Origin of the sequence: Streptomyces sp. NPDC085866 (assembly GCF_044541035.1) — a bacterium.
Lineage (GTDB): Bacteria > Actinomycetota > Actinomycetes > Streptomycetales > Streptomycetaceae > Streptomyces.
Map to the genome: position 1 here is coordinate 307,759 of NZ_JBITSQ010000006.1, position 20,208 is coordinate 327,966.

Below are 20,208 nucleotides of genomic sequence, written 5' to 3' on the forward strand. Positions count from 1 at the left end.
CGGTGCCTCGGCTCACACCCGGGGGTAACGAGCCAGCCACCCCGGGGACGATCCCGCAGGGCCGTGCAGCGCAGGACCCTGGGTCATCTCCATGGCGAAATCGTCGGCGAGTTCCAGGATCGTCGGGCGGCCCTCCAACTCGGTCAGCCAGGCCGGTGGGAGGGCCGTTTCGCCGTGGAGGGCGCCGAGGAGGCCGCCGGTGAGCGCGCCCGCCGCCGCGGAGGGGCCGCTCTGGTTCACCGCGAGGCACAGGCCGTGGCGTACGTCCTCCCCCACCAGCGCGCAGTACACGGCCGCGGCCAGCAGACCGTCCGCCGTGCCGTCGCCGGCCAGTTCCTCCACCCGGGACGGACCGGGCAGTCCCTGCCGTACCGCGCCGAGTGCGTGCTGGAGGGCGTCGGAGACGGGCTGATGCCCGGGCCGGGCGGCGAGCAGGGCGAGGGCCCGCTGCACGGCGCTGTCCAGGCTCTCCCCGCGGGCGAGGGCATGCACGATGACGGCGTACGCGCCCGCCGAGAGGTAGGCGATGGGGTGGCCGTGGGTCTGGGCGGCGCACTCCACGGCCAGCTGGATGACCAGTTGGGGTTCCCAGCCGACGAGCAGGCCGAAGGGGGCGGAGCGGGCCACTGCCTCCGGGCCCAGTTCGCCGGGGTTCTTCGGGGCCTCCAGCGTGCCCATGATCTCGTCGCCGAGTCCCCCGAGCAGGGCCCGGGTCGGGTCCCGCCGGGCGTACAGCCACTCCTCCCGCGCCAGCCAGCCGTCGTCCTTGCGGCGCTCGTCGGGCCCCCAGTCCCGCTGGGTGGCCGCCCACCGCAGATACGCCCGGTGCAGATCGGTCGGCGGATGCCAGGCGCCGGTGTCGCGGCGCACCTGGGCGCGGATCAGCCCGTCCACCGTGAAGAGGGTGAGCTGGGTGTGGTGGGTGACGGTACCGCGCCGCCCGTGACCGAAGGCCAGGTCGAGCAGTCCTTCCCCGCCGTACACGGAACGGATCTCGTCCAGGGCGAGCGCATCGGCAGGCCCGCCGAGCGCGTCGCCGACGGCCGCGCCGAGCAGGGTGCCGCGCACCCGGCTGCGGAAGTCCTGCTGTTCGGCGCGCCCCCAGACGGCACCGGACGTCGCACTCACTCAGACCTCCTCACGGCACCGTCCGTACGTACGACGCTCAGCACTGTAATCGACCAGGGAAGGTCGGTTCACGGGGGCAAATCATGCCCGCCCGGTCATTCCCGCACAGTCACGAGCGCTTCGACCCCGTCCAGAATCCGGTCGAGGCCGAAGTCGAGCGGGTCGATACCGGCCGGGTCGAAGGCGCCCTCGGCGATCGCCTTGGTGAGGGCCGGGAAGCGGTCCGCGTGCCGGGCGAGGAGTTCGCCGGTGAGCCGGTCCCACTCCCGGTCCTGCTCCTCGTCGTGGTCGGACACCTGCTGGGCGAGGTTGCGCACGAGTCCGACGAGGAGCAGGAACACCTGGTGCCGCTGGGCGGCGCCGAGGCCGGTCGGCTCGAGGGCGGCGAGCGCCGCGTCCAGCCAGCGCAGCTGCCGCGGCCCCATGACCTGGCGGCGCATCGCCGTGGCCGAGAGCAGCCAGGGGTGGGCGGAGTAGACCCGCGCACACTGCCGCGCCCACTCCCGCGCTCCCGCCCGCCAGTCCCCGCCCGGCACACCCGACAGATCCGGGCCCTCGGCCAGCACCGCCTCCACCATCAACTCGACGAGTTCGGTCTTCCCCGGGACGTACCGGTACAGCGCCATCGCCGAGACGCCGAACCCGCCGGCCACCTTGCTCATCGAGACGGCGTCCAGCCCTTCCCCATCGGCAAGTGCGACGGCGGCGGCGGCGATCCGCTGCGGGGACAGCTTCGGCTTGGGCCCGCGGGTGGGCTGCTCCTGCTCGCCCCACAGCAGCGCGAGGCTCGCCCGCGGGTCACGCGGGTTGTCCTGCTCCTTGTTCCGGGTGGCCATGCGGTCCCTCCCCTTCGGTCCGGACGAAGCCCGTTGACTCCACCCACCAACTGTATATACCGTAAACACAACTGCTGACGGCATAAACAGTTTAGGGGGAACACTCATGCTGCTCACCTACCGGGCCCTCAAGCGCGCGTCGCTCGCGAAGAAGCTGCGCATCACCGCACCGAACGGCATCGACGAGGGGTCGTACGTCCGCATCGGCGGCATCGACCAGTGGATCTCCATCCGCGGCGAGGACCTGTCGAACCCGGTGGTCCTGGAGATCCACGGCGGTCCCGGCGCCTCCAACCTGATCTTCGCCCCGCGCACCCGCGCCTGGGAGCGGCACTTCACGATCGTGCGCTGGGACATGCGGGGCGCGGGCAGGACGTTCGCGGCGGGCGGCCCGGCCGGTCAGGGCGAGATGACGCTCGACCGCATCTACGCCGACGCCCTGGAGGTGACGGAACACGTCCGCGACCGTCTGGGCGTCGCCAAGCTCCTCCTGGTCGCCAACAGCTTCGGCACGGTCACCGGTCTGCGGCTGGCCCGCAACCACCCCGAGCTGTACTCGGCGTACGTCGGCACCGACCAGAACATCGTCGACGGCGGCCGCGACACCTCGTCGTACGAGGCGCTGCTGGCCCGGCTGGAGAAGGCGGGCAGGAAGAAGGAGCTGGCGAAGGTGGTGGCGATGGGCCCCGACCGCACGGCCTGGTCCGCACACGAGTGGTCGGAGCACGCGAAGATCGTCGTCACGACCGACCCGCTGACCTACGACACCATGAAGACGGTGGTGATCCGCTCGCTCTGGTTCTCCCCGTTCCACAGCCTGCGCGGGCTGCGCTCGTATCTGAAGGGCATGAACTTCTCCGAGCAACTGGGCCCGCAGGCGATGACGGTCGACGAACGGGCCGAGGGCACGTCCTTCCGCCTCCCCTTCTTCCTCTTCCAGGGCGACAGCGACGTCCTGACCCCACCGGAGCCGGCCCGCCGCTTCCACGAGGAGGTCACGGCCCCGGTGAAGGACTTCGCCCTCATCAGGGAGGCGAGCCACTTCGCGTCGTTCCGGCACCCGGACCAGTTCCTGGACCTGATGCTGAGCAAGGTGCGGCCCGTGGTGACGGGGGGCACGGCGGTGCGCTGAAGCACCGTGGCGCAGGGGTCAGCCGCCGCCCTCGGGCCGGGCGGCCCTCCTGCGCCTGGGCGCCACCGACTTGCGGATCTCCTCGGTGGCCGCACGGAACGCGGGCGCGGCGTGCTCGAAGTAGTCGAAGAGCACAGCGCGCCGTTCAGAGGCGTAGCGGGCGAGGATCCGGCGATGTGGCGGCGGGCGGGCCCACGACCTCCTCGATCCGGCCGAGCGCGTCGGGACCGACTCGACGATCACCCGTCGGCGGTCCTAGGGGTCCGCGGCGCGGCACGCTCTGTTCACCCCGTGACGGCAACCCCTGTGGGCGGCGGGGACGAGCACGCGAACTTCCGCCAGTACCTGGATGCGGTGGGCCGAGCGTGCCGTCGTCGTACAGCTTCAGCCCGAGCCGTAAGTCCCTTCCCCTGAGCCGGCCGTGCAGTACGGCGTTGGCGAACGGCGCGGTCCACTCGCCCAGTTGACGCTGGACTTCGCCGTTCACGCTCGAGTCTGGCTCAATGCGCGTGGGAGGAGGGGGCGTTCGTCAGGGAGAATCCACCCATGACCACCACCCCCACACGCCACACCGGCCTCAGGCTTGCCGCTGGTGTGCTCACCGGCATACTCGCCCTCTACATCGCCCTGGTCGCCCTCGGGAACATCACCGACTTCGGGACGAACCAGCAGTTCGTACGGCATGTGCTGGCGATGGACACGACGTTCAAGGACGACGACCTGATGTGGCGGGCCATCACCAGCACCGCGCTTCAGGACACCGCGTACGTCGCGATCATCGTGTGGGAGACCGTCGCCGCGCTCGTCCTGATCTGGGGCACCTGGCTGTGGACGCGGCAGGACCACGACCGGGCCCGGCGCTGGTCCACCTACGGGCTGCTGATGCTGGTGCTGCTCTTCGGTGCCGGGTTCATCGCGATCGGCGGTGAGTGGTTCTCGATGTGGCAGTCGAAGACCTGGAACGGACTGGACGCCGCCACCCGGGTGTTCCTGCTCAGCGGGGTCGCGCTGATCGTCAACCAGCTGCCGGGGGGTGGGCGGCAGGACGCTAGTTGACGACAGCCACCTTGGCGCCCTGCTCGCCGAAGGCCCACAGTGCGGCTCCGTCCTCCTTGTGGAGGCGGATGCCGCCCAGCTTCTGGCCGTTCGCCGCCGGCGGCGGCGAGGCGCCGTCGAGGGCGTTGGAGAAGGCTATGTTCACGCCCGACACCTTGGTGAAGTACATGACGTGCTCGATCTCGACCCCGTCCGATCCCTTGAGGGACTGGATGCGCAGGGTGACCGAGTAGCGGCCGGGCTGCGGGCTCACCGTGCCCGGCCACACCGTGAACGTGCGGGTCGGCTTGCCGGTCGCGTCGACCAGCCAGACCCGCTTCTCACCGAGCGAGTAGACGATCCGACGCCCCGTGCCGGACGCGTCCGGCAGCCTGGGCTCGGCCGGCGTCTTCGGCTTCGCGGGCGCGTGGGCGCCCGTCGACGCCGACGCCGACGCGCTGGGCTTGGCCGTCGCGGCCGTGGGATGCGGCCCGTGTTCCGCCTGCACGGCCAGGAAGACGACGGCCGCGGTCGCCCCCGCCGTCAGACCGGAGACCCAGGCCCACGAGGGCAGTCGGGCAGCCACGGGTACGCATCTCCTCCGCTACGGGTCCCCCTTCTCAGCACAGGGGTCGGATCATCGTACTCAGTCCAGGACGGGGAGCAGATCCGGCAGGTGCCCGTCGGAGGCCTCGGCCGCGCTCCGGCGCTCCTGCGAGACCGGTCCGTAGAGCGTGGTGCGGGGCTTCGCCGGCCGGCCGGCCGCCTCGGCCACGGCCACCAGCTCCCTGATCGACTTGTACGAGCCGTACGACGAGCCCGCCATGCGGGAGATCGTCTCCTCCATCAGCGTGCCACCCAGGTCGTTCGCCCCGGAGCGGAGCATCTCCGCCGCACCCTCCGCGCCCAGTTTGACCCAGCTTGTCTGGATGTTGGGGATGTAGGGGTGGAGAAGGAGCCTTGCCATCGCCGTCACCGCTCGGTTGTCCCGCGTGGTCGGGCCGGGGCGTGCGATGCCCGCCAAATACACCGGTGCGTTCGTGTGGATGAAGGGAAGCGTCACGAACTCCGTGAAGCCGCCCGTCCGCTGCTGGATCCCGGCCAGCGTGCGCAGGTGGCCCAGCCAGTGGCGGGGCTGGTCCACATGCCCGTACATCATCGTCGAGGAAGAGCGGATGCCCAGCTCGTGGGCCGTCGTGATCACCTCGATCCACGTGGCCGCCGGCAGCTTGCCCTTGGTCAGCACCCAGCGGACCTCGTCGTCCAGGATCTCCGCCGCCGTACCGGGGATGGAGTCGAGACCGGCCTCCTTGGCGGCGGACAGCCACTCCCGGATCGACATGCCGGTGCGGGTCGCGCCGTTCACCACCTCCATCGGGGAGAAGGCGTGCACATGCATGCCGGGGACCCGCTCCTTCACCGCCTTCGCGATGTCGAAGTACGCCGTGCCGGGCAGGTCGGGGTGGATGCCGCCCTGCATGCACACCTCGACCGCGCCCACGTCCCACGCCTGCTGGGCCCGGTCCGCCACCTGCTCCAACGACAGCGTGTACGCGTCCGCGTCCGTCCTGCGCTGCGCGAAGGCACAGAAGCGGCAGCCCGTGTAACAGACGTTGGTGAAGTTGATGTTGCGGGTGACGATGTACGTCACGTCGTCGCCCACCGCCGATCTGCGCACGTCGTCCGCCACCTGGCACAGCGCGTCCAGCGCCGGGCCGTCCGCGTGGAACAGGGCCAGGGCCTCGGCGTCGGTCAGACGGGTCGGGTCGTCGGCTGCCGTGCGCAGCGCTTGCCGTACGTCCGTGTCGATGCGCTCCGGCGCCATGCCGGGGGCCGCCGCCTCACGCAGCGCCTCCCAGTCGCCGTACACCTCGTCGAAGTCGTCACGCCGGTCGGTCGTCCGACCCTCGGTGTCGATCGTGCGGTGCAGGTCCGTGCGGCCGGCGGGCACGAAGGCCTCCTCCGGCTCCTGCCAGGGGCGCCCCTCGACCACCGCGTCCGGCAGCGCGAGGCCGGTCTCCGGGTCGGCGAGCGCGTCCACGTGCGGGCGCAGGCGCGGGTCCAGCCAGGGCTCGCCGCGGCGGACGAACTCGGGGTACACGCACAGGCGTTCACGCAGCTCGAAGCCGGCGGCGCGGGAATGCTCGGTGAGCTCCTCGATCAACGGCCAGGGGCGTTCCGGGTTGACGTGGTCGATGGTGAGCGGGGACACCCCGCCCCAGTCGTCGATACCGGCGCCGATCAGCCGCTCGTACTCGGCGTCGACGAGGTTCGGCGGGGCCTGGAGACAGGCGCTCGGGCCCATGATGTGCCGGGCCACGGCCACCGTGGCCACCAGGTCGTCCAGTTCGGCGTCCGGCATGCCGCGCATCGCCGTGTCCGGCTTGGCGCGGAAGTTCTGGATGATCAGCTCCTGGATGCCGTGGTGGGCCCGCGCGACCTTCCGCAGCGCGAACAGGGACTCCGCGCGCTCCTCGTACGTCTCGCCGATGCCGATCAGCAGACCGGAGGTGAAGGGCACCGAGGAACGGCCCGCGTCCTCCAGCACCCGCAGCCGTACGGCCGGTTCCTTGTCCGGGGAGCCGTGGTGCGGGCCGCCGGGCTCGGACCACAGCCGGGTGGCCGTCGTCTCCAGCATCATGCCCATGGAGGGGGCCACGGGCTTCAGCCGCTGGAAGTCCGTCCACGTCATCACGCCCGGGTTGAGGTGGGGCAGCAGGCCCGTCTCCTCAAGGATCCGGACGGAGATGGCGCGGACGTAGGCGATGGTGTCGTCGTAGCCGTGCGCGTCCAGCCACTCGCGCGCTTCCGGCCAGCGGTCCTCCGGCTTGTCACCGAGGGTGATCAGGGCTTCCTTGCAGCCGAGGGCGGCACCCTTGCGGGCGACGTCGAGCACCTCGTCGGGAGACATGAACATCCCGTGGCCCGCCCGGCGCAGCTTGCCCGGGACGGTGACGAAGGTGCAGTAGTGACACTTGTCCCGGCACAGCCGGGTCAGGGGGATGAAGACGCTCTTCGAGTAGGTGATGACACCGGGCCGGCCCGCCGCCTGAAGGCCCGCGTCACGCACCCGGGCGGCGGACGCGGCAAGGTCGGTGAGAGCCTCGCCGCGGGCCTGGAGGAGCACCGCCGCCTCGGAGACGTCGAGGGCGACGCCGTCCCGGGCACGTTTGAGGGCGCGACGCGTGGAGTTCTCGGTCGGGCCGGTCCCGGAGGTCGCGGAAGTCGTCATTCCTTGAGCATACGTTCGGGCTGATCACGCCAGTGGGGTCTCATCGTGGCTCCAGGAAGCTCGCGTACGCGTCGAGCACCCGCAGCACCTCCGCCTCGCCCGCCGGGGGCAGTTGGACGACCGTCTCCTCGATGCCCAGCTCCGCGTAGTGGGCGAGCTTGCCGGGGGTGGGGTGGACGGCGTACGGGACCACCTGGAGGGCGGCCGGGTCACGGCCGGCGTCCGCCCAGACGGACCGCAGCACGGGCAGCGACTCGCCGAGCCCGCGGCCGCCGATCGGCAGCCAGCCGTCGGCGTACTCGGCGATGTGCGCGAACAGCCTGGGCCCGGCCGCCCCGCCGACGAGGGTGCGTGGGCCGACGACCGGCCCGCGCGGCTTCTGCGCCGGCTTGGGGAACGCGAAGCTGGGCCGCACACTGCCGAACTCGCCCTCGTATCCCACCGGTCCCTCGGACCACAGCGCCCGCATCAGGCCCATCCGGTCCCGGACCAGTTCCCGGCGGCCGCGCCACTCGACACCATGGTCGGCGGCCTCCTCGACGTTCCAGCCGAAGCCGAGGCCGAGGGTGAAGCGGCCGCCGGAGAGGTGGTCGAGGGTGGCGATCTGCTTGGCCAGGCCGATCGGGTCGTGCTGGGCGACCAGCGTGATCCCCGTGCCGAGGCCAAGCCGCTCGGTCACGGCCGCGGCCTGGCCGAGGGCGACGAAGGGGTCGAGGGTGCGGCCGTACTCGCGCGGCAGGTCGCCGCCGACGGGGTAGGGGGTGGTCCGCTCCACCGGGATGTGGGTGTGCTCGGGCAGGTACAGCCCGCAGAAGCCGCGCCGTTCCAGTTCGTGGGCGAGACGGGTGGGGGTGATGGTCTCGTCGGTGAGGAAGATCGTGACGGCGATGCGCATGGGGCATCTGTACCGGGCGCTGCCCCATATGTCCATACCAACTGGTCGGGACTTTGGGCGCCTGTTGTGGGGGCCGGCTGGCCTTCGTTGGCGGGTGCGGGTTCGTTGTGGCTTGTCGCGCCCACGCGGCGGAGTCGCAAATTGATACTGTCCCGCGCCCCTGGAGTTGGCTTACGTTGAGGGTGTGACGACATTGCGCGGCACTATCGCTCCAGGCTCGCCCGATTACCTCTATCTTCCCTTCGAAGTGGGCCCTGGGATACGCGAGTTGCGGGTCTCCTACACCTACGACAAACCCGCCGTTCCGGCCGGCACCCCCGGCAACGCGCTCGACATCGGGCTCTTCGATGTGCGCGGTACCGAGCTGGGCGGGCGGGGGTTTCGGGGGTGGTCGGGTGGGGCCCGTACGGAGTTCTTCGTGCGGGCGGACGAGGCGACGCCGGGGTATCTTCCCGGGCCGTTGCACCCCGGCACCTGGTACATCGCGCTCGGGCCGTACACGGTGGCACCGCAGGGGCTGTCCTACGAGGTGACGGTCGCCCTCACGGAAGGGGAGCCCGGACAGACGCCCCGGCCGGTCCACCCGCCCTCCCGCGCCAGGGGCCGGGGGCGGGCCTGGTATCGCGGTGACTGCCATCTTCACTCCTGGCACTCCGACGGGCGCCGCACCCCGGCCGAGATCGGGGCGCTGGCACGGGCGGCGGGACTGGACTTCATCAACAGTTCCGAGCACAACACGACCTCCTCCCATGCCCATTGGGCCGACGTGGCGGGCGACGACCTGCTGGTCCTGCTGGGCGAGGAGATCACCACCCGGAACGGGCACGTGCTCGCCCTCGGGACCGAGCCGGGCACCTTCGTGGACTGGCGGTACCGGGCCCGGGACGGGCGCTTCGGGCACTTCGCGCGGCACGTCCGGGAGGCCGGCGGGCTGGTCGTACCCGCCCATCCGCACGCCACGTGCGTCGGGTGCGGCTGGAGGTTCGGGTTCGGGGAGGCGGACGCGGTCGAGGTGTGGAACGGGCCGTACACGCCCGACGACGAGGTGACCCTGGCCGCCTGGGACGCCCGGCTCGTCGCGTGCGTACGGGAGGGGCGAAAGTGGCTGCCGGCCATGGGCAACAGCGACGCCCACCGTGACCCGGACGCGGTCGGCATGCCCCAGACGGTCGTCCTCGCCGAGGACCTCACACGTGCGGCGATCCAGCAGGGCCTGCGCGCGGGCCGTTCGTACGTGGCCGAGTCGCAGCACGTGGCGCTCGCCTTCACCGCTGCGGGTGACGGCCGGGAGGCGGGCATCGGCGAGCGGCTGGAAGTGCCGGACGACACCCCGGTGACCGTCCGCCTGGAGGTTTCCGGCGCCCCGCGCTGCTCCGTCCGCTTCGTCACCGACCAGGGCACGCTGTTCACCAGTGAGCCGCTGCCGGTGTCCGGGGAGGGCGTCGTCGAGTGGCGTACGACACCGGCGTACGCGGCCTACGTCCGGGCGGAGTTGCGCCACGAGACGGCCCTCGGTCCGCTGCCGGGGGCGATGGCCGCCTTCACCAACCCCGTCTTCCTCGGGGCTACTTGATCTGGGCGGCCGCCCACTCGGCCCACTCCCGGCGCATCGCGTTGAAGCGCAGGCCGTACTCCAGGGCGATGCGACCGTAGACCGAGAGGTTGTCGTCGTCCCAGTCGATGGCCTCGTCGAGCTGTTCCAGCTGCTCGTGCTCGCGCGCGGACATCTCCACCAGCTCGGTCAGATAGGTGCGGGCCTGCTCGGGGCGCAGCACGCCCAGGAAGAAGACGCGCAGAAGCAGGTCGCTGCGGGTGTTGCGCTGGGGCCTGGTCTCGGTCAGCCAGTGGCGCAGCTCGGCCAGGCCCTCGTCGGTCAGGGCGTACTCCTTGCGGCCGCGCGGCCCCTCGGCGGCCACCGTGATCAGCCCGGAGCCCGCCAGCTTGGTCAGCTCGGTGTAGATCTGGCTCTGCGTGGCCGGCCAGACGTTGGCCAGCGAGGTCTCGAACCGCTTCAGCAGGTCGTACCCGCTGGCGGGGCGCTCCGAGAGCAGGCCGAGCAGTGCGTGTTTGAGGCTCATGACTCCCAGCTTACCTTCCACCCTTGACATGTCACGAGCTGACCTTCTACTTTTGACATGTCAGACCAGGAAGCAAGACCGCCGCCAGACCAAGACCACATCGAAAAACGGGGAAACCAATGTCGTACCTGCGCACGTTCCTGCCGTGGATCGTCTTCGCCGTCTTCCCCTCCGGGGACTGGCAGTGGGGCGCACTGGCCGCGCTGATGGTCGCCGTCGCGATCATCGCCAAGGAGAAGCAGTCCGGCACCGGATTTGACGCGCTCATCATCGAATCCGGCTCGGCGATCTTCTTCGCCGTCCTTGCGGCCATCGCCTTCGCCGACCCGCACTCGGGCGTGCACGACTACTCCGCGTCGCTCTCCTCCGGCACCCTCGCCGTCATCGCCGGCGTCTCGCTGGCCATCGGGCGGCCGTTCACCCTGGGCATCGCCAAGCGCAGCACCCCGCCCGAGGTCTGGGGTCTGAAGCCGTTCATCCGGACCAACGTCCTCATCACCGCCGTCTGGACCGCCGCCTTCGTGGCCACCGCCGTCGCCCTCGCCCTGGTGGCCCACGCCGGTCACGCCCACTCCACCGCCGCCACGGTGATCCAGATCGCCGGCTTCGCCGTCCCGATGGTCTTCACCGTCCGCTACGTCGCCCACGTCCAGGCCAGGGCCGGGCAGGTGGCCCGGTGAACCCGAAGCACCTCAGCGGCAACTACGCCCCGGTCACCGAGGAACTCACCGCGCACGACCTGCCGGTGACCGGCACGATCCCGCCCGAGCTGGCCGGCTGGTACCTGCGCAACGGCCCGAACCCGGCGGACGCCGCCTCCGGGCACTGGTTCTTCGGCGACGGCATGGTGCACGGCGTCCGCCTCGACGGCGGGCGGGCCGTCTCCTACCGCAACCGGTGGGTGCGCACGACCCGGTTCACCGACGGGGCGCGGATGTACGACGACCAGGGCCGTCGGGACCTCACCTCCGGCCCGGCCAACACCCACGTGGTCCGGCACGCCGGCCGCACCCTCGCCCTGGTCGAGTCGGCCCTGCCCTACGAGCTGACCTGCGACCTCGACACGAAGGGCCCCTACGACTTCGGCGGCCGGCTGGGGACCGCGATGACGGCCCACCCGAAGACCTGCCCGCTCACCGGCGAACTGCACTTCTTCGGCTACGGCATGGTGGAGTCCACCCACCTCACCTATCACCGGGCCGACGCCACGGGCGAGTTGGTGATCAGCAGGCCCGTCGAGGTGCCGGCCCCGACGATGCTGCACGACTTCGCCCTCACCGCCGAGCACGTCGTCTTCATGGACCTGCCCGTCGTCTTCGACCTCGAACTCGCCCTGACCGGCGGGACGATGCCCTACAGGTGGGACGACGGATACGGCGCCCGGCTCGGCGTCCTGCGCCGCGACGACCCGTACGGCGAGGTCCGCTGGTTCGCCGTGGATCCCTGCTACGTCTTCCACTCGCTCAACGCCTACGACGCCCCGGACGGCACCCTCGTCCTGCACGTCATGCGATACCCGGAGATGTACCGCCGCACCGCCGACGGCAGCACCGCGCCGCGGCAGGCGGTGCTGTGGAAGTGGACCATCGACCCGGTGCGCGGGACGGTGCGCGAGGAGCAGGTCGACGACCGACCGGGCGAGTTCCCGCGCGTCGACGACCGGCTGACCGGCCTCGACTCCCCCTACGGACACGTGACCTGCGGCACCTCACTGGTCCGCTACGACCTGTCGACCGGCTCGGCCACCGCGCACGACTTCGGCCCCGGCCGCACCCCCGGCGAGGCCGCGTTCGCCCCGGCCGACGACAGTCCCGGCGGCCCCGGCTGGCTCATGACGTACGTCCACGACGCCACCACCGACCGCAGCGACCTGGTCGTCCTGGACGCCGGCGACCTCGCCGCGCCCCCGGTCGCGACGATCCACCTGCCGGCCCGGGTGCCGTTCGGCTTCCACGGCAACTGGCTGGCCGACCGGGCCTAGGGGGTGTCCTCGCCCCGGGCGCGGGCGTCGCGGCGCAGGCCCAGAATCTCGGCGACCGTGTCCAGCCAGCGGGCGGTATGGGCCTCGCCCTCCGGGGTGTCGGCGAGCTGCGCGGCGGTCTCCAGCCAGTCGCGCAGCAGCTCGGACGCCTCCCGGGAGGGCAGCGGCTCGGGCAGCTCGGCGGCGTAGCGCAGCCCGCCTGCGCGGACGATCTTCGCGAGGTACGAGACCGAGCGCGGCACCACGCCGAGCCGGTCGAGGGTGACGGCGGCCGCGACGGCGCCGTCACCGAACAGGGCGGTGCGGAAGGCGTCCCGGGTGAGGCCGTAGCGGAGCAGGACGGGCACGTCGGTGGTGGCGAGGACCTCGTCGTCGGTGCGGGGTGCGGAGGGCATGGGGAACGCTTCCGGTTCTCGGGTGGGGTGGGTCAGCGGACCGTGATCGTGTAGACGAAGAACGCCGGTCTGTCGTCCGGTGTGCTCGTCGCGGTCGGGTACGGGCTCGTCGATGCCTTGCCGGAGGCGGTCGCGCTCGGGATCGGAGCCGCCGACTGGGTGCCGCTGTGACAGCTGCCCATGGGGCAGTGCAGGAGTTTCACGGTGGCCTTGCCGGGCTTGCGTGCCGTGAAGTCGAAGAACTGGGTGCCGTCGCCGCCACCGATGTTGTCGCTGCCCTCCTCCTCTTCCCGCTTGCCCCGGTACTTCACCACGTTCGCGTCAGGCCGGGGCTCGGCCAGGTACCAGTTCTGCCCGAGCGCGGGATTCGCCGGCACCTTCAGGGTGAACTCGTCCCCCGCGTCCACCGTGATGGCACGCTTCTCGGTGCCGTACTCATCGGCTCCCCCCGAAGAACCGCAGCCGGCCAGGAGGACTCCGGCCGCGGCGGCGGCCAGCGGGGTCAGTATGGTGCGCATGTTCACGGTTGCTCAGTTCTGCTGGATGTAGACGGTGTCGACATTGCCCTTGTGCGCGGCCGAGTAGCGGTCGTCCGCGGCCGCGCTGAGGTCTCCCTTGATGAAGTCGTCCTCGCTGACCCAGGTGGTGACGCCCCAGGGGTTGTAGATCTGGAGCTTGTCCCCCTCCTGGCCGATGATCATCATGCTGTGGCCGTGCCGGTCGCCGTTCTCGTCGTACCGCTCGATGTTGATGGGTACGGGCTTGCCCTCGGCGACGGACTTCTCGATGTCGGGCAGAACGTTGCGCCGGTCGTCCTCACCGCCCATGCCCTGGGCCTCGTAATGGTCGCCGGTGTGCGGGCTCAGCTCCTTGTTGGAGATCTCCTCCTGCCCGTCCTTGTCCATGCCGTCCGGATGCTCGTCCCACCACCAGCCTGCGTTGTCGCCGTCGCCCTCCTCGTGCATGCGGAGCTGTTCGTCGGTCAGGCGTTTGCGGAAGTGCTCCGGGTCGTCGTCCGTGCCGTCGGGGCCGCCGGTCAGCGACAGGGCGTACACGGGGTCCACGATGGCACGCGCGGTGACGGTGGAGGAGGGCACGCAGGTCTCGCCGTCCTGGTCCCAGAGCTTGCCCTTGAAGTCCTGGTTCTCCTGGCCCGTGGCCGACGAATCGACGTTCGTCGACACCGGCGCCAGGTGCTCCCGCAGCCACACCTCGTCCTTGCCGTGGATCTTGCCCCCGAACGTGGCGACCTCGTCGACGGAGTTGCCCGCGGCGAGGGCCTTCATCAGGTACGCCTTCTCCTGCGGCGTCGAGGCGTCGGCCAGGAGCTTCTCCATCCGTGCACGGTCGGCCGGTGAGAGCTTCTCCATGGCGCGCCCGGACCGCTCCAGGTCGTTCGCCGTGAGGATCTCGTTCAGCTCGCGATCGCCGCCCACGTTGCTGGTGTCGGCCAGCATCAGCCGGTCGACCGCGGACAGCTCGTCGGTTTTCATCTTGCCGGCGCGGGCCTCGGCGGCCCACTTGTTCAGGTCGCGGGCGGCATGGCGGGCGGCGTCGTCGGCGGTGACGGCGGCGTCGTGGAGCAGCTTCACGCCGGCGGAGGCCACGGAGCGGGCCTTCAGCCGCGCCGACTCCTCGTCGTCGTCCTCGTACCAGTCGTCGAAGAAGCCGTCCTTGCCGCCGAGCATGCCGCGCGCTTCGCGCAGCTTGGCGCGGCCGTCGCCGTCGTCCTTCTGCGCGACCTTGAGCCAGTCGGCCAGGTTCAGCAGGGCGTTGCCGCCGCCCCGGAGAGCCTCGGACATCTGCACGGCGGCCCGCGAGGCGGCGGAGATCGCGTCGGAGGCGAGGACGCTGGTGTCGCCGACCCACACGTCCGGCAGGCCCTTGCGTGCCACCTTGTCGACCCGCTCGGAGACGCCGAGGGCGTTGTCGGCCTGGCCCCGGTACTGCTTGCCCAGTGTCTCCAGCGTGGCCGGGTCGCCCACCGGGGCGGACACGGCGAGCGCGGAGTCGATCGCGTCGATCAGGTCGTTCTTGCTGTCGGCCGAGGCGATGTCGTCGCTCAGCCCGGCCAGCCGCTTGCGGCGGTCGGTGGTGGATTCCGTCATCGGGCGGTCCTCAGTAACTCGAGAGGGCCGAGGGACGCTCGGCGTACGCGGGCATCGTGCTGACGGTGCCGTCGCCGACACGGACATGGGCGGCCTGCGTCGAGACGAGGCCGTCGCTGCCGCCGTAGGCGCCCTTGGACGCACGGATCTTGTCCGCGAGTTCGTGCAGCGCGTCCGTGAGTGTCTTGGCCTCCGCCTCCCAGGCCGCGGCGTACGCGTCGAACGCCGGCCCGGAGTCGGAACCCCCCAGCGTGTCCTGCGCGTAGCAGGCCATGGGGTCGATCGCCTTGGCGATCTTCCCGGTGTCGGTGCCCGCGCCGTCCAGTTCGCCGGCCTGGCCGGTCATGCCGGACTTGACCTGGTAGCCGTCCGAAGACGCCCCCATCGCTGCCCCCCGTTGCAATCGATCACGATCGCGAGGGAGGCTAACACGCGCCGGCCGTAGGCCTGTCCACGTACCACACGGCCTGCACAGAGCTGCCGCAGCACCCGTGCGAGGCATGCGTCCGGATACCGTTCCCGGAGGAGAAACAGGAGAGCAGGAGAGCAGGAGAGATGTCACGCAAGGCCGCCGACCTCAAGCACCGGATCGTCACCCGCTTCCAGCGCCACGTGGCCAACCCGCTCAACCGGCGCCTGCCGTTCCAGACCCTACTGGAGACCACGGGCCGCGCCTCCGGCCTGCCCCGGCCCACGCCGGTGGGCGGGCGACGGGTCGGCGACTCCTTCTGGATCGTCTCGGAGTTCGGGTTCAAGTCGCAGTACGTGCGCAACATCCAGGCCGACCCGAAGGTCCGCGTCCGCATCGGCGGCCGCTGGCACCACGGCACCGCCCACCTCCTTCCGGAGGACGACGCCGTGGCCCGCCTGCGCACCCTGCCCCGCTTCAACAGCGCGGCCGTACGGGCGCTCGGCAGCGGCCTGCTGACGGTGCGGGTGGATCTCACGGACTGAGCCCGCTCACCCCGGCCAGACGATCGCCTGCACCTCGCTGTAGGCGTGCAGGGCGTAGGAGCCCACGTCCCGGCCGACCCCGCTCTTCTTGAAGCCGCCGAAGGGGGCCTCCATGTTGCGGCCGACCGTGTTGATGCCGACGCCGCCGGCCCGCAGCTGCCGGGCCACGCGGAAGGCGCGGGCCACATCGCCCGACCAGACGTAGTCGATCAGGCCGTAGTCGGAGTCGTTGGCGAGGGCCACGCCCTCGTCCTCGTCGTCGAAGGGGACGACCGACACCACGGGCCCGAAGATCTCCTCCCGTGCCACCCGCATGTCGTTCGCGCAGTCGGCCAGCACAGCCGGGGCGACATAGAAACCCCGCTCCAGCGCGGGGCGTTCACCGCCCACGACCACCGTCGCGCCCTCCTTGCGGCCCAGCTCGACGTACGACTCCACCCGCGCCCGGTGCTCGGCGGAGATCAGCGGCCCCACGACCGTGTCGGCCTCTGCCGGGTCACCGATCTTCAACCGGCGGGCGTAGGCGGCGAGTTGCTCCACCAGCCGCTCGTACACCCCCCGCTGGGCCAGCACCCGGGTCGGCGCCGTGCAGATCTGCCCGCTGTAGAAGGAGAACGTCGTCCCGATCCCGGCCACCGCCGACGTGAGGTCGGCATCGTCGAGGACGAGGGCCGCCCCCTTCCCGCCCAGCTCCATCAGCTGGCGCTTCATGTCCCGCCCGCACACCTCGGCGATGCGCTGCCCGACGGCCGTGGAGCCGGTGAAGCTCACCATGTCGGCGTCGGACGACGCGACCGCGGCCGCACCGACCTCCGTGGCCCGCCCGGAGACCACGTTCACCACACCCGCCGGTGCGCCCGCCTCCTGCAGCGCCTCGGCCATCCGGTAGACGGACAGCGGGTCCTGCGGAGCCGGCTTCACGACCACCGTGTTGCCCATGGCCAGGGCCGGGGCGACCTTGCCGGCCGGGTTGGCCCACGGGTTGTTGTACGAGGTGATGCAGGTGACCACTCCGACGGGCTGCCGTACCGCCAGCGCCCCCATCACCCCCGCCCTGCCCATCGGCCCGGCCTCGTTGATCTGCGGGGCGATCGCCCACTCGGCCGGCTCCACGGTGGCGTACCGGCGGAAGCGGGCGGCGGCCACCCCGACCTGCATCGCCCGGGCCGTCCCGGTCGTCGCCCCGGTCTCGGCCCGCGCCAGCTCGGCGTACGGGCCGAGCCGGCCGCGGATGATCTCCGCGGCCCGCCCGAGCACCGCGGCCCGCTCCCCCGGGCTGGTCCGCGACCAGGCCCCGAACGCCTCCCGGGCCGCGGCACAGGCTTCCCGCACCTGCTCCACCGAGGCCTCAGGCGCCTGCCCGACGGTCTCCTCGGTGGCCGGGTCGGTCACCGGGTAGTACCCGGCGTCCGGCTCCACCCACTCCCCGCCGACGAACAGCCGCTGCCCCTCGCTCACCTGGTGCTCACCGTCCCGGTGTCCCGCCCGGACCGCAGCACCCGGCCCGGCACGGCGCCGCTCACCACGTCGTCCCGGATCGCCTCGACCCCGTTGACCCACACGGCCCGTATCCCGAGTGCCCGGGAGTCCAGCCGCGGGCTGCCACCCGGCAGGTCGTGCACCAGGGTGGCCTGGCCGGCGTCGATCCGCTCCGGGTCGAACAGCACCAGGTCCGCATGCCAGCCCTCCCGCACCCGGCCCCGCTGCCGCAGCCCGAAGAGCCGCGCCGGGTCGTCGGTCAGCATCTTCACCGCCTGCTCCAGACCGACCAGCTTCCGGCCGCGCAGACAGTCCCCGAGGAACCGGGTGGTGTACGGCGCCCCACACATCCGGTCCAGGTGCGCACCCGCGTCCGAGCCGCCGAGCAGCACGTCCTCGTGCTGCCAGGTCTCGGCGCGCAGGGCCCAGGAGGCGGGGTCGTTGTCCGTGGGCATCGGCCACAGGACCGTACGGAGCTCGTCGTTGGCGCAGATCTCCACCAGGCAGGTGAAGGGGTCCTGCCCGCGCTCGGCGGCGATGTCCCGCACCACCCGCCCGGTCAGCCCGCGGTTGGCCTCGCTGTACGTGTCCCCGATGACGTACCGCCCGAAGTTCGCCAGCCGCCGGAAGACACCCGCCTCCTTCGACTCGGCCCGCCGCAGCATCTCCCTCCTGACCTCGGGGTCCCGCAGCCTGGCGATCCTCTCCGGCACCGGCAGGCCGAGGATCGGCCCCCACCCCGGGATGAGGTTCAGGGCGCAGAACGTCCCCAGAGACATGTTCATCGGGGTCAGGATCGGCATGGTGAGCGCCACGACACGCCCACCGGCCTTCCGTGCCCGCTCACTGGCACTGAGCTGCCGGGGCACCCGCTCCGGAACGGCCGCGTCGATGGTCAGGACGTTCCAGTTCAGGGGCCGTCCCGCCACCGCGCTCATCTCGACGAACAGATCGATCTCGGCATCGCTGAACTGGTCCAGGCACCCGGCGACGATCGCCTCGATCTGCGTGCCCTCGTGCTCCCCGACGGCCCGGGCCAGCGCCAGCAGCTCCTCCGGCCGCGCGTGCCGGGAGGCCACGGGCTGCCCGTCACCGTCGGAGTGCGTACTGGACTGGGTGGTGGACAGCCCCCAGGCCCCCGCGTCCATGGCCTCGTGGAACAGCCGCAGCATCTGCTCCAGCTGCTCCCCGCTCGGCTGCCCGCCGACCGCCTCCGGCCCCATCACATACCGCCGGAGCGCACAATGCCCCACCATGAACCCGGCGTTGACCGCGATCCGCCCCTCCAGGGCGTCCAGATACTCCCCGAAACCGTTCCAGCTCCACGGCGCCCCCTCCTCCAGCGCCACCAGGGACATCCCCTCCACCCTGGACATCATCCGCCGGGTGTAGTCGGCGTCCTCGGGGCGATCGGGATGCAGCGGCGCGAGCGTGAACCCGCAGTTCCCCGCAGCCACGGTCGTCACTCCGTGGTTGAGCGAGGGCGTGGCGTAGGGGTCCCAGAAGAGCTGGGCGTCGTAGTGGGTGTGGGGGTCCACGAAGCCGGGGGCGAGGACGAGGCCGTGCGCGTCCTCGGTGGTGCGGGCGTCTTCGGTGGCCTTGCCGACGACGGCTATGCGACCGCCGCGTATGCCGACGTCGGCGGTGAAGGCGGGGGCACCCGTGCCGTCGACAACGGTCACTGCCCTGATCAGGTGGTCCAACATGCCAGGAGCCCCCCTACACGGCCTGACGGAACCGCGACGTCCGATGCACCGGATCCGTGTCGATCTTCGGAATCACGTGCTCACCGATGAGCCGGATCGTCTGCAGCGTCTCCTCCTTCGGCACCCCCACCGGCAACCCGAAGCTCAGCTGATCCGCCCCCGCCTGCTCCCACCGCTTGCACTGCCGCAGCACCTCGTCCGGATCCCCGCAGATCAGCAGCTCCTCCTCGATGAGCAGCTCCACGAACTCCGGCGTGTACTGCGGCAGCGTCTCCGGCCACACCGGGAAGCCCTCGGGCCGCGGGAACGTGTCGTGGTACCGGAACACCAGCGAGGGCAGATAGTGCAGCCCCCCGTTCACCGCGATCTCGATCGCCTCGGCGTGCGTGGGCGCACAGATCGCCGTGGTCGTCACCATCACGTTGTCGTTGACGAAGTCCCCCACGGGCTCCGCGTTCACGACAGCCGTCTTGTACTGCTCCAGCACCCACTCCATGTCGGAGACCTTCTGGATGCTGAAGCCCAGCACGCCGAGCCCCTTCTTCGCGGCCATGGCGTACGAGGGCGGCGACCCGGCCGCGTACCACATCGCCGGATGCGACTTCCCGTACGGCTTGGGGAGCACCTTCCGCGGGGGAAGCTGCCAGTGCTTGCCCTGGAAGCCCACGTACTCGTCCTGGAGCCACATCTTCGGGAACTCGGCGATGGTCTCCTCCCAGATCTCCTTCGTGTAGTTCATGTCGGTGATGCCGGGCAGGAAGCCGAGGATCTCGTGGCTGCCGGCGCCCCGCCCGCTGCCGAACTCGAAGCGTCCCTCGCTGAGGTGGTCCAGCATGGCGACCTTCTCGGCCACCTTCACCGGATGGTTGACCTGGGCCAGCGGGTTGAAGATCCCGGAGCCCAGGTGGATGCGCTCGGTCGCGTGGGCGAGGTAGCCGAGGAAGACGTCGTTGGCGGAGAGGTGCGAGTACTCCTCCAGGAAGTGGTGCTCGGAGGCCCAGGCGTACTTGAAGCCGGACTTGTCCGCCTGGATGACGTACTCGGTCTCCTCCATCAGTGCCTTGTGCTCGGCCAGCGGGTCGGTCTCGGCGCGCTTGCCCACATATCCCTGTACAAAGAGCCCGAATTCCACGGCGGTTCACCGTCCCCAGTATTCCTGACACTCCGTCAGATTCTGTTTGTTGGCCGACTGTCGCACCGGCCGCTGCGACCGTCAATAGCTGACGGTCGGTCAGATCGACTGGAGCCG

The 20,208-nt window shown here is 71.1% G+C and carries 20 protein-coding genes; 6 read left to right on the forward strand and 14 right to left on the reverse strand.

Going from position 1 to position 20,208, the window contains the following annotated elements; genetic code table 11:
• Nucleotides 1–12: 12 nt before the first annotated feature.
• Both ACIF83_RS17080 and ACIF83_RS17085 read right to left on the reverse strand, forming a co-directional pair.
• Nucleotides 13–1,128: an ADP-ribosylglycohydrolase family protein gene (locus ACIF83_RS17080; RefSeq protein ID WP_393471995.1), complete on the reverse strand. Its 1,116-nt coding sequence runs from the start codon at nucleotides 1,126–1,128 to the stop codon at nucleotides 13–15.
• Nucleotides 1,129–1,223: 95 nt separating this feature from the next.
• On the reverse strand, nucleotides 1,224–1,964 hold the full coding sequence (locus ACIF83_RS17085) for a TetR/AcrR family transcriptional regulator C-terminal domain-containing protein (protein ID WP_393471998.1): 741 nt from the start codon (nucleotides 1,962–1,964) through the stop codon (nucleotides 1,224–1,226).
• 106 nt (nucleotides 1,965–2,070) lie between these two features.
• On the opposite strand from ACIF83_RS17085, the gene ACIF83_RS17090 reads away from it, so the two are divergent.
• A complete protein-coding gene (locus ACIF83_RS17090; protein ID WP_393472001.1) occupies nucleotides 2,071–3,096 on the forward strand; it encodes an alpha/beta fold hydrolase in 1,026 nt (341 codons plus the stop codon).
• Nucleotides 3,097–3,114: 18 nt separating this feature from the next.
• Here ACIF83_RS17090 and ACIF83_RS17095 read toward each other — a convergent pair whose 3' ends face one another.
• Nucleotides 3,115–3,339 carry a hypothetical protein gene (locus ACIF83_RS17095; protein WP_399727569.1) on the reverse strand — a complete coding sequence of 75 codons (225 nt, stop codon included), beginning with the start codon at nucleotides 3,337–3,339 and terminating at the stop codon, nucleotides 3,115–3,117.
• A 303-nt stretch (nucleotides 3,340–3,642) separates the two neighbouring features.
• On the opposite strand from ACIF83_RS17095, the gene ACIF83_RS17100 reads away from it, so the two are divergent.
• A complete protein-coding gene (locus ACIF83_RS17100) occupies nucleotides 3,643–4,152 on the forward strand; it encodes a DUF2165 domain-containing protein (protein WP_393472006.1) in 510 nt (169 codons plus the stop codon).
• Here the strand turns inward: ACIF83_RS17100 and ACIF83_RS17105 are convergent.
• Genes ACIF83_RS17105 through ACIF83_RS17115 form a run of 3 tightly spaced genes read right to left on the reverse strand, consistent with a single transcriptional unit; the run spans nucleotide 4,145 to nucleotide 8,258 of the window.
• Nucleotides 4,145–4,717, reverse strand: a complete 573-nt coding sequence (locus ACIF83_RS17105) for a hypothetical protein (RefSeq protein ID WP_398139215.1) — start codon at nucleotides 4,715–4,717, stop codon at nucleotides 4,145–4,147. The genes ACIF83_RS17100 and ACIF83_RS17105 overlap by 8 nt on opposite strands.
• 60 nt (nucleotides 4,718–4,777) lie before the next feature.
• The gene (locus ACIF83_RS17110; RefSeq protein ID WP_393472011.1) at nucleotides 4,778–7,363 is read right to left on the reverse strand and encodes a bifunctional FO biosynthesis protein CofGH; all 2,586 of its coding nucleotides are present in this window, start codon (nucleotides 7,361–7,363) and stop codon (nucleotides 4,778–4,780) included.
• A gap of 40 nt (nucleotides 7,364–7,403) precedes the next feature.
• Entirely contained in the window at nucleotides 7,404–8,258 is an 855-nt protein-coding gene (locus ACIF83_RS17115; protein ID WP_393472014.1) for an LLM class F420-dependent oxidoreductase, read from the reverse strand.
• A gap of 184 nt (nucleotides 8,259–8,442) precedes the next feature.
• On the opposite strand from ACIF83_RS17115, the gene ACIF83_RS17120 reads away from it, so the two are divergent.
• On the forward strand, nucleotides 8,443–9,831 hold the full coding sequence (locus tag ACIF83_RS17120; protein ID WP_399727574.1) for a CehA/McbA family metallohydrolase: 1,389 nt from the start codon (nucleotides 8,443–8,445) through the stop codon (nucleotides 9,829–9,831).
• Here the strand turns inward: ACIF83_RS17120 and ACIF83_RS17125 are convergent.
• Nucleotides 9,824–10,336 carry a PadR family transcriptional regulator gene (locus ACIF83_RS17125; RefSeq protein WP_393472019.1) on the reverse strand — a complete coding sequence of 171 codons (513 nt, stop codon included), beginning with the start codon at nucleotides 10,334–10,336 and terminating at the stop codon, nucleotides 9,824–9,826. The genes ACIF83_RS17120 and ACIF83_RS17125 overlap by 8 nt on opposite strands.
• A gap of 119 nt (nucleotides 10,337–10,455) precedes the next feature.
• Here ACIF83_RS17125 and ACIF83_RS17130 point away from each other — a divergent pair, with 119 nt between their 5' ends.
• Both ACIF83_RS17130 and ACIF83_RS17135 read left to right on the forward strand, forming a co-directional pair.
• A complete protein-coding gene (locus ACIF83_RS17130; protein ID WP_393472022.1) occupies nucleotides 10,456–11,016 on the forward strand; it encodes a hypothetical protein in 561 nt (186 codons plus the stop codon).
• Entirely contained in the window at nucleotides 11,013–12,317 is a 1,305-nt protein-coding gene (locus tag ACIF83_RS17135) for a carotenoid oxygenase family protein (RefSeq protein ID WP_399727578.1), read from the forward strand. The genes ACIF83_RS17130 and ACIF83_RS17135 overlap by 4 nt, the downstream gene beginning before the upstream one ends.
• Here the strand turns inward: ACIF83_RS17135 and ACIF83_RS17140 are convergent.
• Genes ACIF83_RS17140 through ACIF83_RS17155 form a run of 4 tightly spaced genes read right to left on the reverse strand, consistent with a single transcriptional unit; the run spans nucleotide 12,314 to nucleotide 15,205 of the window.
• Nucleotides 12,314–12,712, reverse strand: coding sequence for a hypothetical protein (locus tag ACIF83_RS17140; RefSeq protein ID WP_399727581.1), 399 nt, complete (start codon nucleotides 12,710–12,712; stop codon nucleotides 12,314–12,316). The genes ACIF83_RS17135 and ACIF83_RS17140 overlap by 4 nt on opposite strands.
• A gap of 32 nt (nucleotides 12,713–12,744) precedes the next feature.
• Nucleotides 12,745–13,230: a protease inhibitor I42 family protein gene (locus ACIF83_RS17145; protein ID WP_393472031.1), complete on the reverse strand. Its 486-nt coding sequence runs from the start codon at nucleotides 13,228–13,230 to the stop codon at nucleotides 12,745–12,747.
• A gap of 12 nt (nucleotides 13,231–13,242) precedes the next feature.
• Nucleotides 13,243–14,820 (reverse strand): peptidoglycan-binding protein, encoded by a 1,578-nt coding sequence (locus tag ACIF83_RS17150; RefSeq protein ID WP_393472033.1) that lies wholly within the window; start codon nucleotides 14,818–14,820, stop codon nucleotides 13,243–13,245.
• 10 nt (nucleotides 14,821–14,830) lie between these two features.
• On the reverse strand, nucleotides 14,831–15,205 hold the full coding sequence (locus ACIF83_RS17155; RefSeq protein ID WP_393472035.1) for a hypothetical protein: 375 nt from the start codon (nucleotides 15,203–15,205) through the stop codon (nucleotides 14,831–14,833).
• Between the two features lie 170 nt (nucleotides 15,206–15,375).
• On the opposite strand from ACIF83_RS17155, the gene ACIF83_RS17160 reads away from it, so the two are divergent.
• Nucleotides 15,376–15,774: a nitroreductase/quinone reductase family protein gene (locus ACIF83_RS17160; RefSeq protein WP_393472038.1), complete on the forward strand. Its 399-nt coding sequence runs from the start codon at nucleotides 15,376–15,378 to the stop codon at nucleotides 15,772–15,774.
• Nucleotides 15,775–15,780: 6 nt separating this feature from the next.
• Here the strand turns inward: ACIF83_RS17160 and ACIF83_RS17165 are convergent, their stop codons facing one another.
• Genes ACIF83_RS17165 through ACIF83_RS17175 form a run of 3 tightly spaced genes read right to left on the reverse strand, consistent with a single transcriptional unit; the run spans nucleotide 15,781 to nucleotide 20,091 of the window.
• Nucleotides 15,781–17,232, reverse strand: a complete 1,452-nt coding sequence (locus ACIF83_RS17165; RefSeq protein WP_399727586.1) for an aldehyde dehydrogenase family protein — start codon at nucleotides 17,230–17,232, stop codon at nucleotides 15,781–15,783.
• Nucleotides 17,229–18,959, reverse strand: a complete 1,731-nt coding sequence (locus ACIF83_RS17170) for an amidohydrolase family protein (protein ID WP_393472044.1) — start codon at nucleotides 18,957–18,959, stop codon at nucleotides 17,229–17,231. Before ACIF83_RS17170 ends, ACIF83_RS17165 begins: the two co-directional genes overlap by 4 nt.
• Nucleotides 18,960–18,972: 13 nt before the next feature.
• Nucleotides 18,973–20,091, reverse strand: coding sequence for an LLM class flavin-dependent oxidoreductase (locus ACIF83_RS17175; protein WP_389176321.1), 1,119 nt, complete (start codon nucleotides 20,089–20,091; stop codon nucleotides 18,973–18,975).
• Between the last annotated feature and the right edge of the window lie 117 nt (nucleotides 20,092–20,208).

Excerpts from the sequence above, each read along its gene's own strand:
- ACIF83_RS17110 (WP_393472011.1), bottom strand. The coding sequence starts at position 7,363 with ATGACGACTTCCGCGACCTCCGGGACCGGCCCGACCGAGAACTCCACG.
- ACIF83_RS17085 (WP_393471998.1), bottom strand. The coding sequence starts at position 1,964 with ATGGCCACCCGGAACAAGGAGCAGGACAACCCGCGTGACCCGCGGGCG.
- ACIF83_RS17150 (WP_393472033.1), bottom strand. The coding sequence starts at position 14,820 with ATGACGGAATCCACCACCGACCGCCGCAAGCGGCTGGCCGGGCTGAGC.
- ACIF83_RS17160 (WP_393472038.1), top strand. The coding sequence starts at position 15,376 with ATGTCACGCAAGGCCGCCGACCTCAAGCACCGGATCGTCACCCGCTTC.
- ACIF83_RS17140 (WP_399727581.1), bottom strand. The coding sequence starts at position 12,712 with ATGCCCTCCGCACCCCGCACCGACGACGAGGTCCTCGCCACCACCGAC.
- ACIF83_RS17115 (WP_393472014.1), bottom strand. The coding sequence starts at position 8,258 with ATGCGCATCGCCGTCACGATCTTCCTCACCGACGAGACCATCACCCCC.
- ACIF83_RS17145 (WP_393472031.1), bottom strand. The coding sequence starts at position 13,230 with ATGCGCACCATACTGACCCCGCTGGCCGCCGCCGCGGCCGGAGTCCTC.
- ACIF83_RS17090 (WP_393472001.1), top strand. The coding sequence starts at position 2,071 with ATGCTGCTCACCTACCGGGCCCTCAAGCGCGCGTCGCTCGCGAAGAAG.
- ACIF83_RS17125 (WP_393472019.1), bottom strand. The coding sequence starts at position 10,336 with ATGAGCCTCAAACACGCACTGCTCGGCCTGCTCTCGGAGCGCCCCGCC.
- ACIF83_RS17100 (WP_393472006.1), top strand. The coding sequence starts at position 3,643 with ATGACCACCACCCCCACACGCCACACCGGCCTCAGGCTTGCCGCTGGT.
- ACIF83_RS17155 (WP_393472035.1), bottom strand. The coding sequence starts at position 15,205 with ATGGGGGCGTCTTCGGACGGCTACCAGGTCAAGTCCGGCATGACCGGC.
- ACIF83_RS17130 (WP_393472022.1), top strand. The coding sequence starts at position 10,456 with ATGTCGTACCTGCGCACGTTCCTGCCGTGGATCGTCTTCGCCGTCTTC.
- ACIF83_RS17170 (WP_393472044.1), bottom strand. The coding sequence starts at position 18,959 with ATGTTGGACCACCTGATCAGGGCAGTGACCGTTGTCGACGGCACGGGT.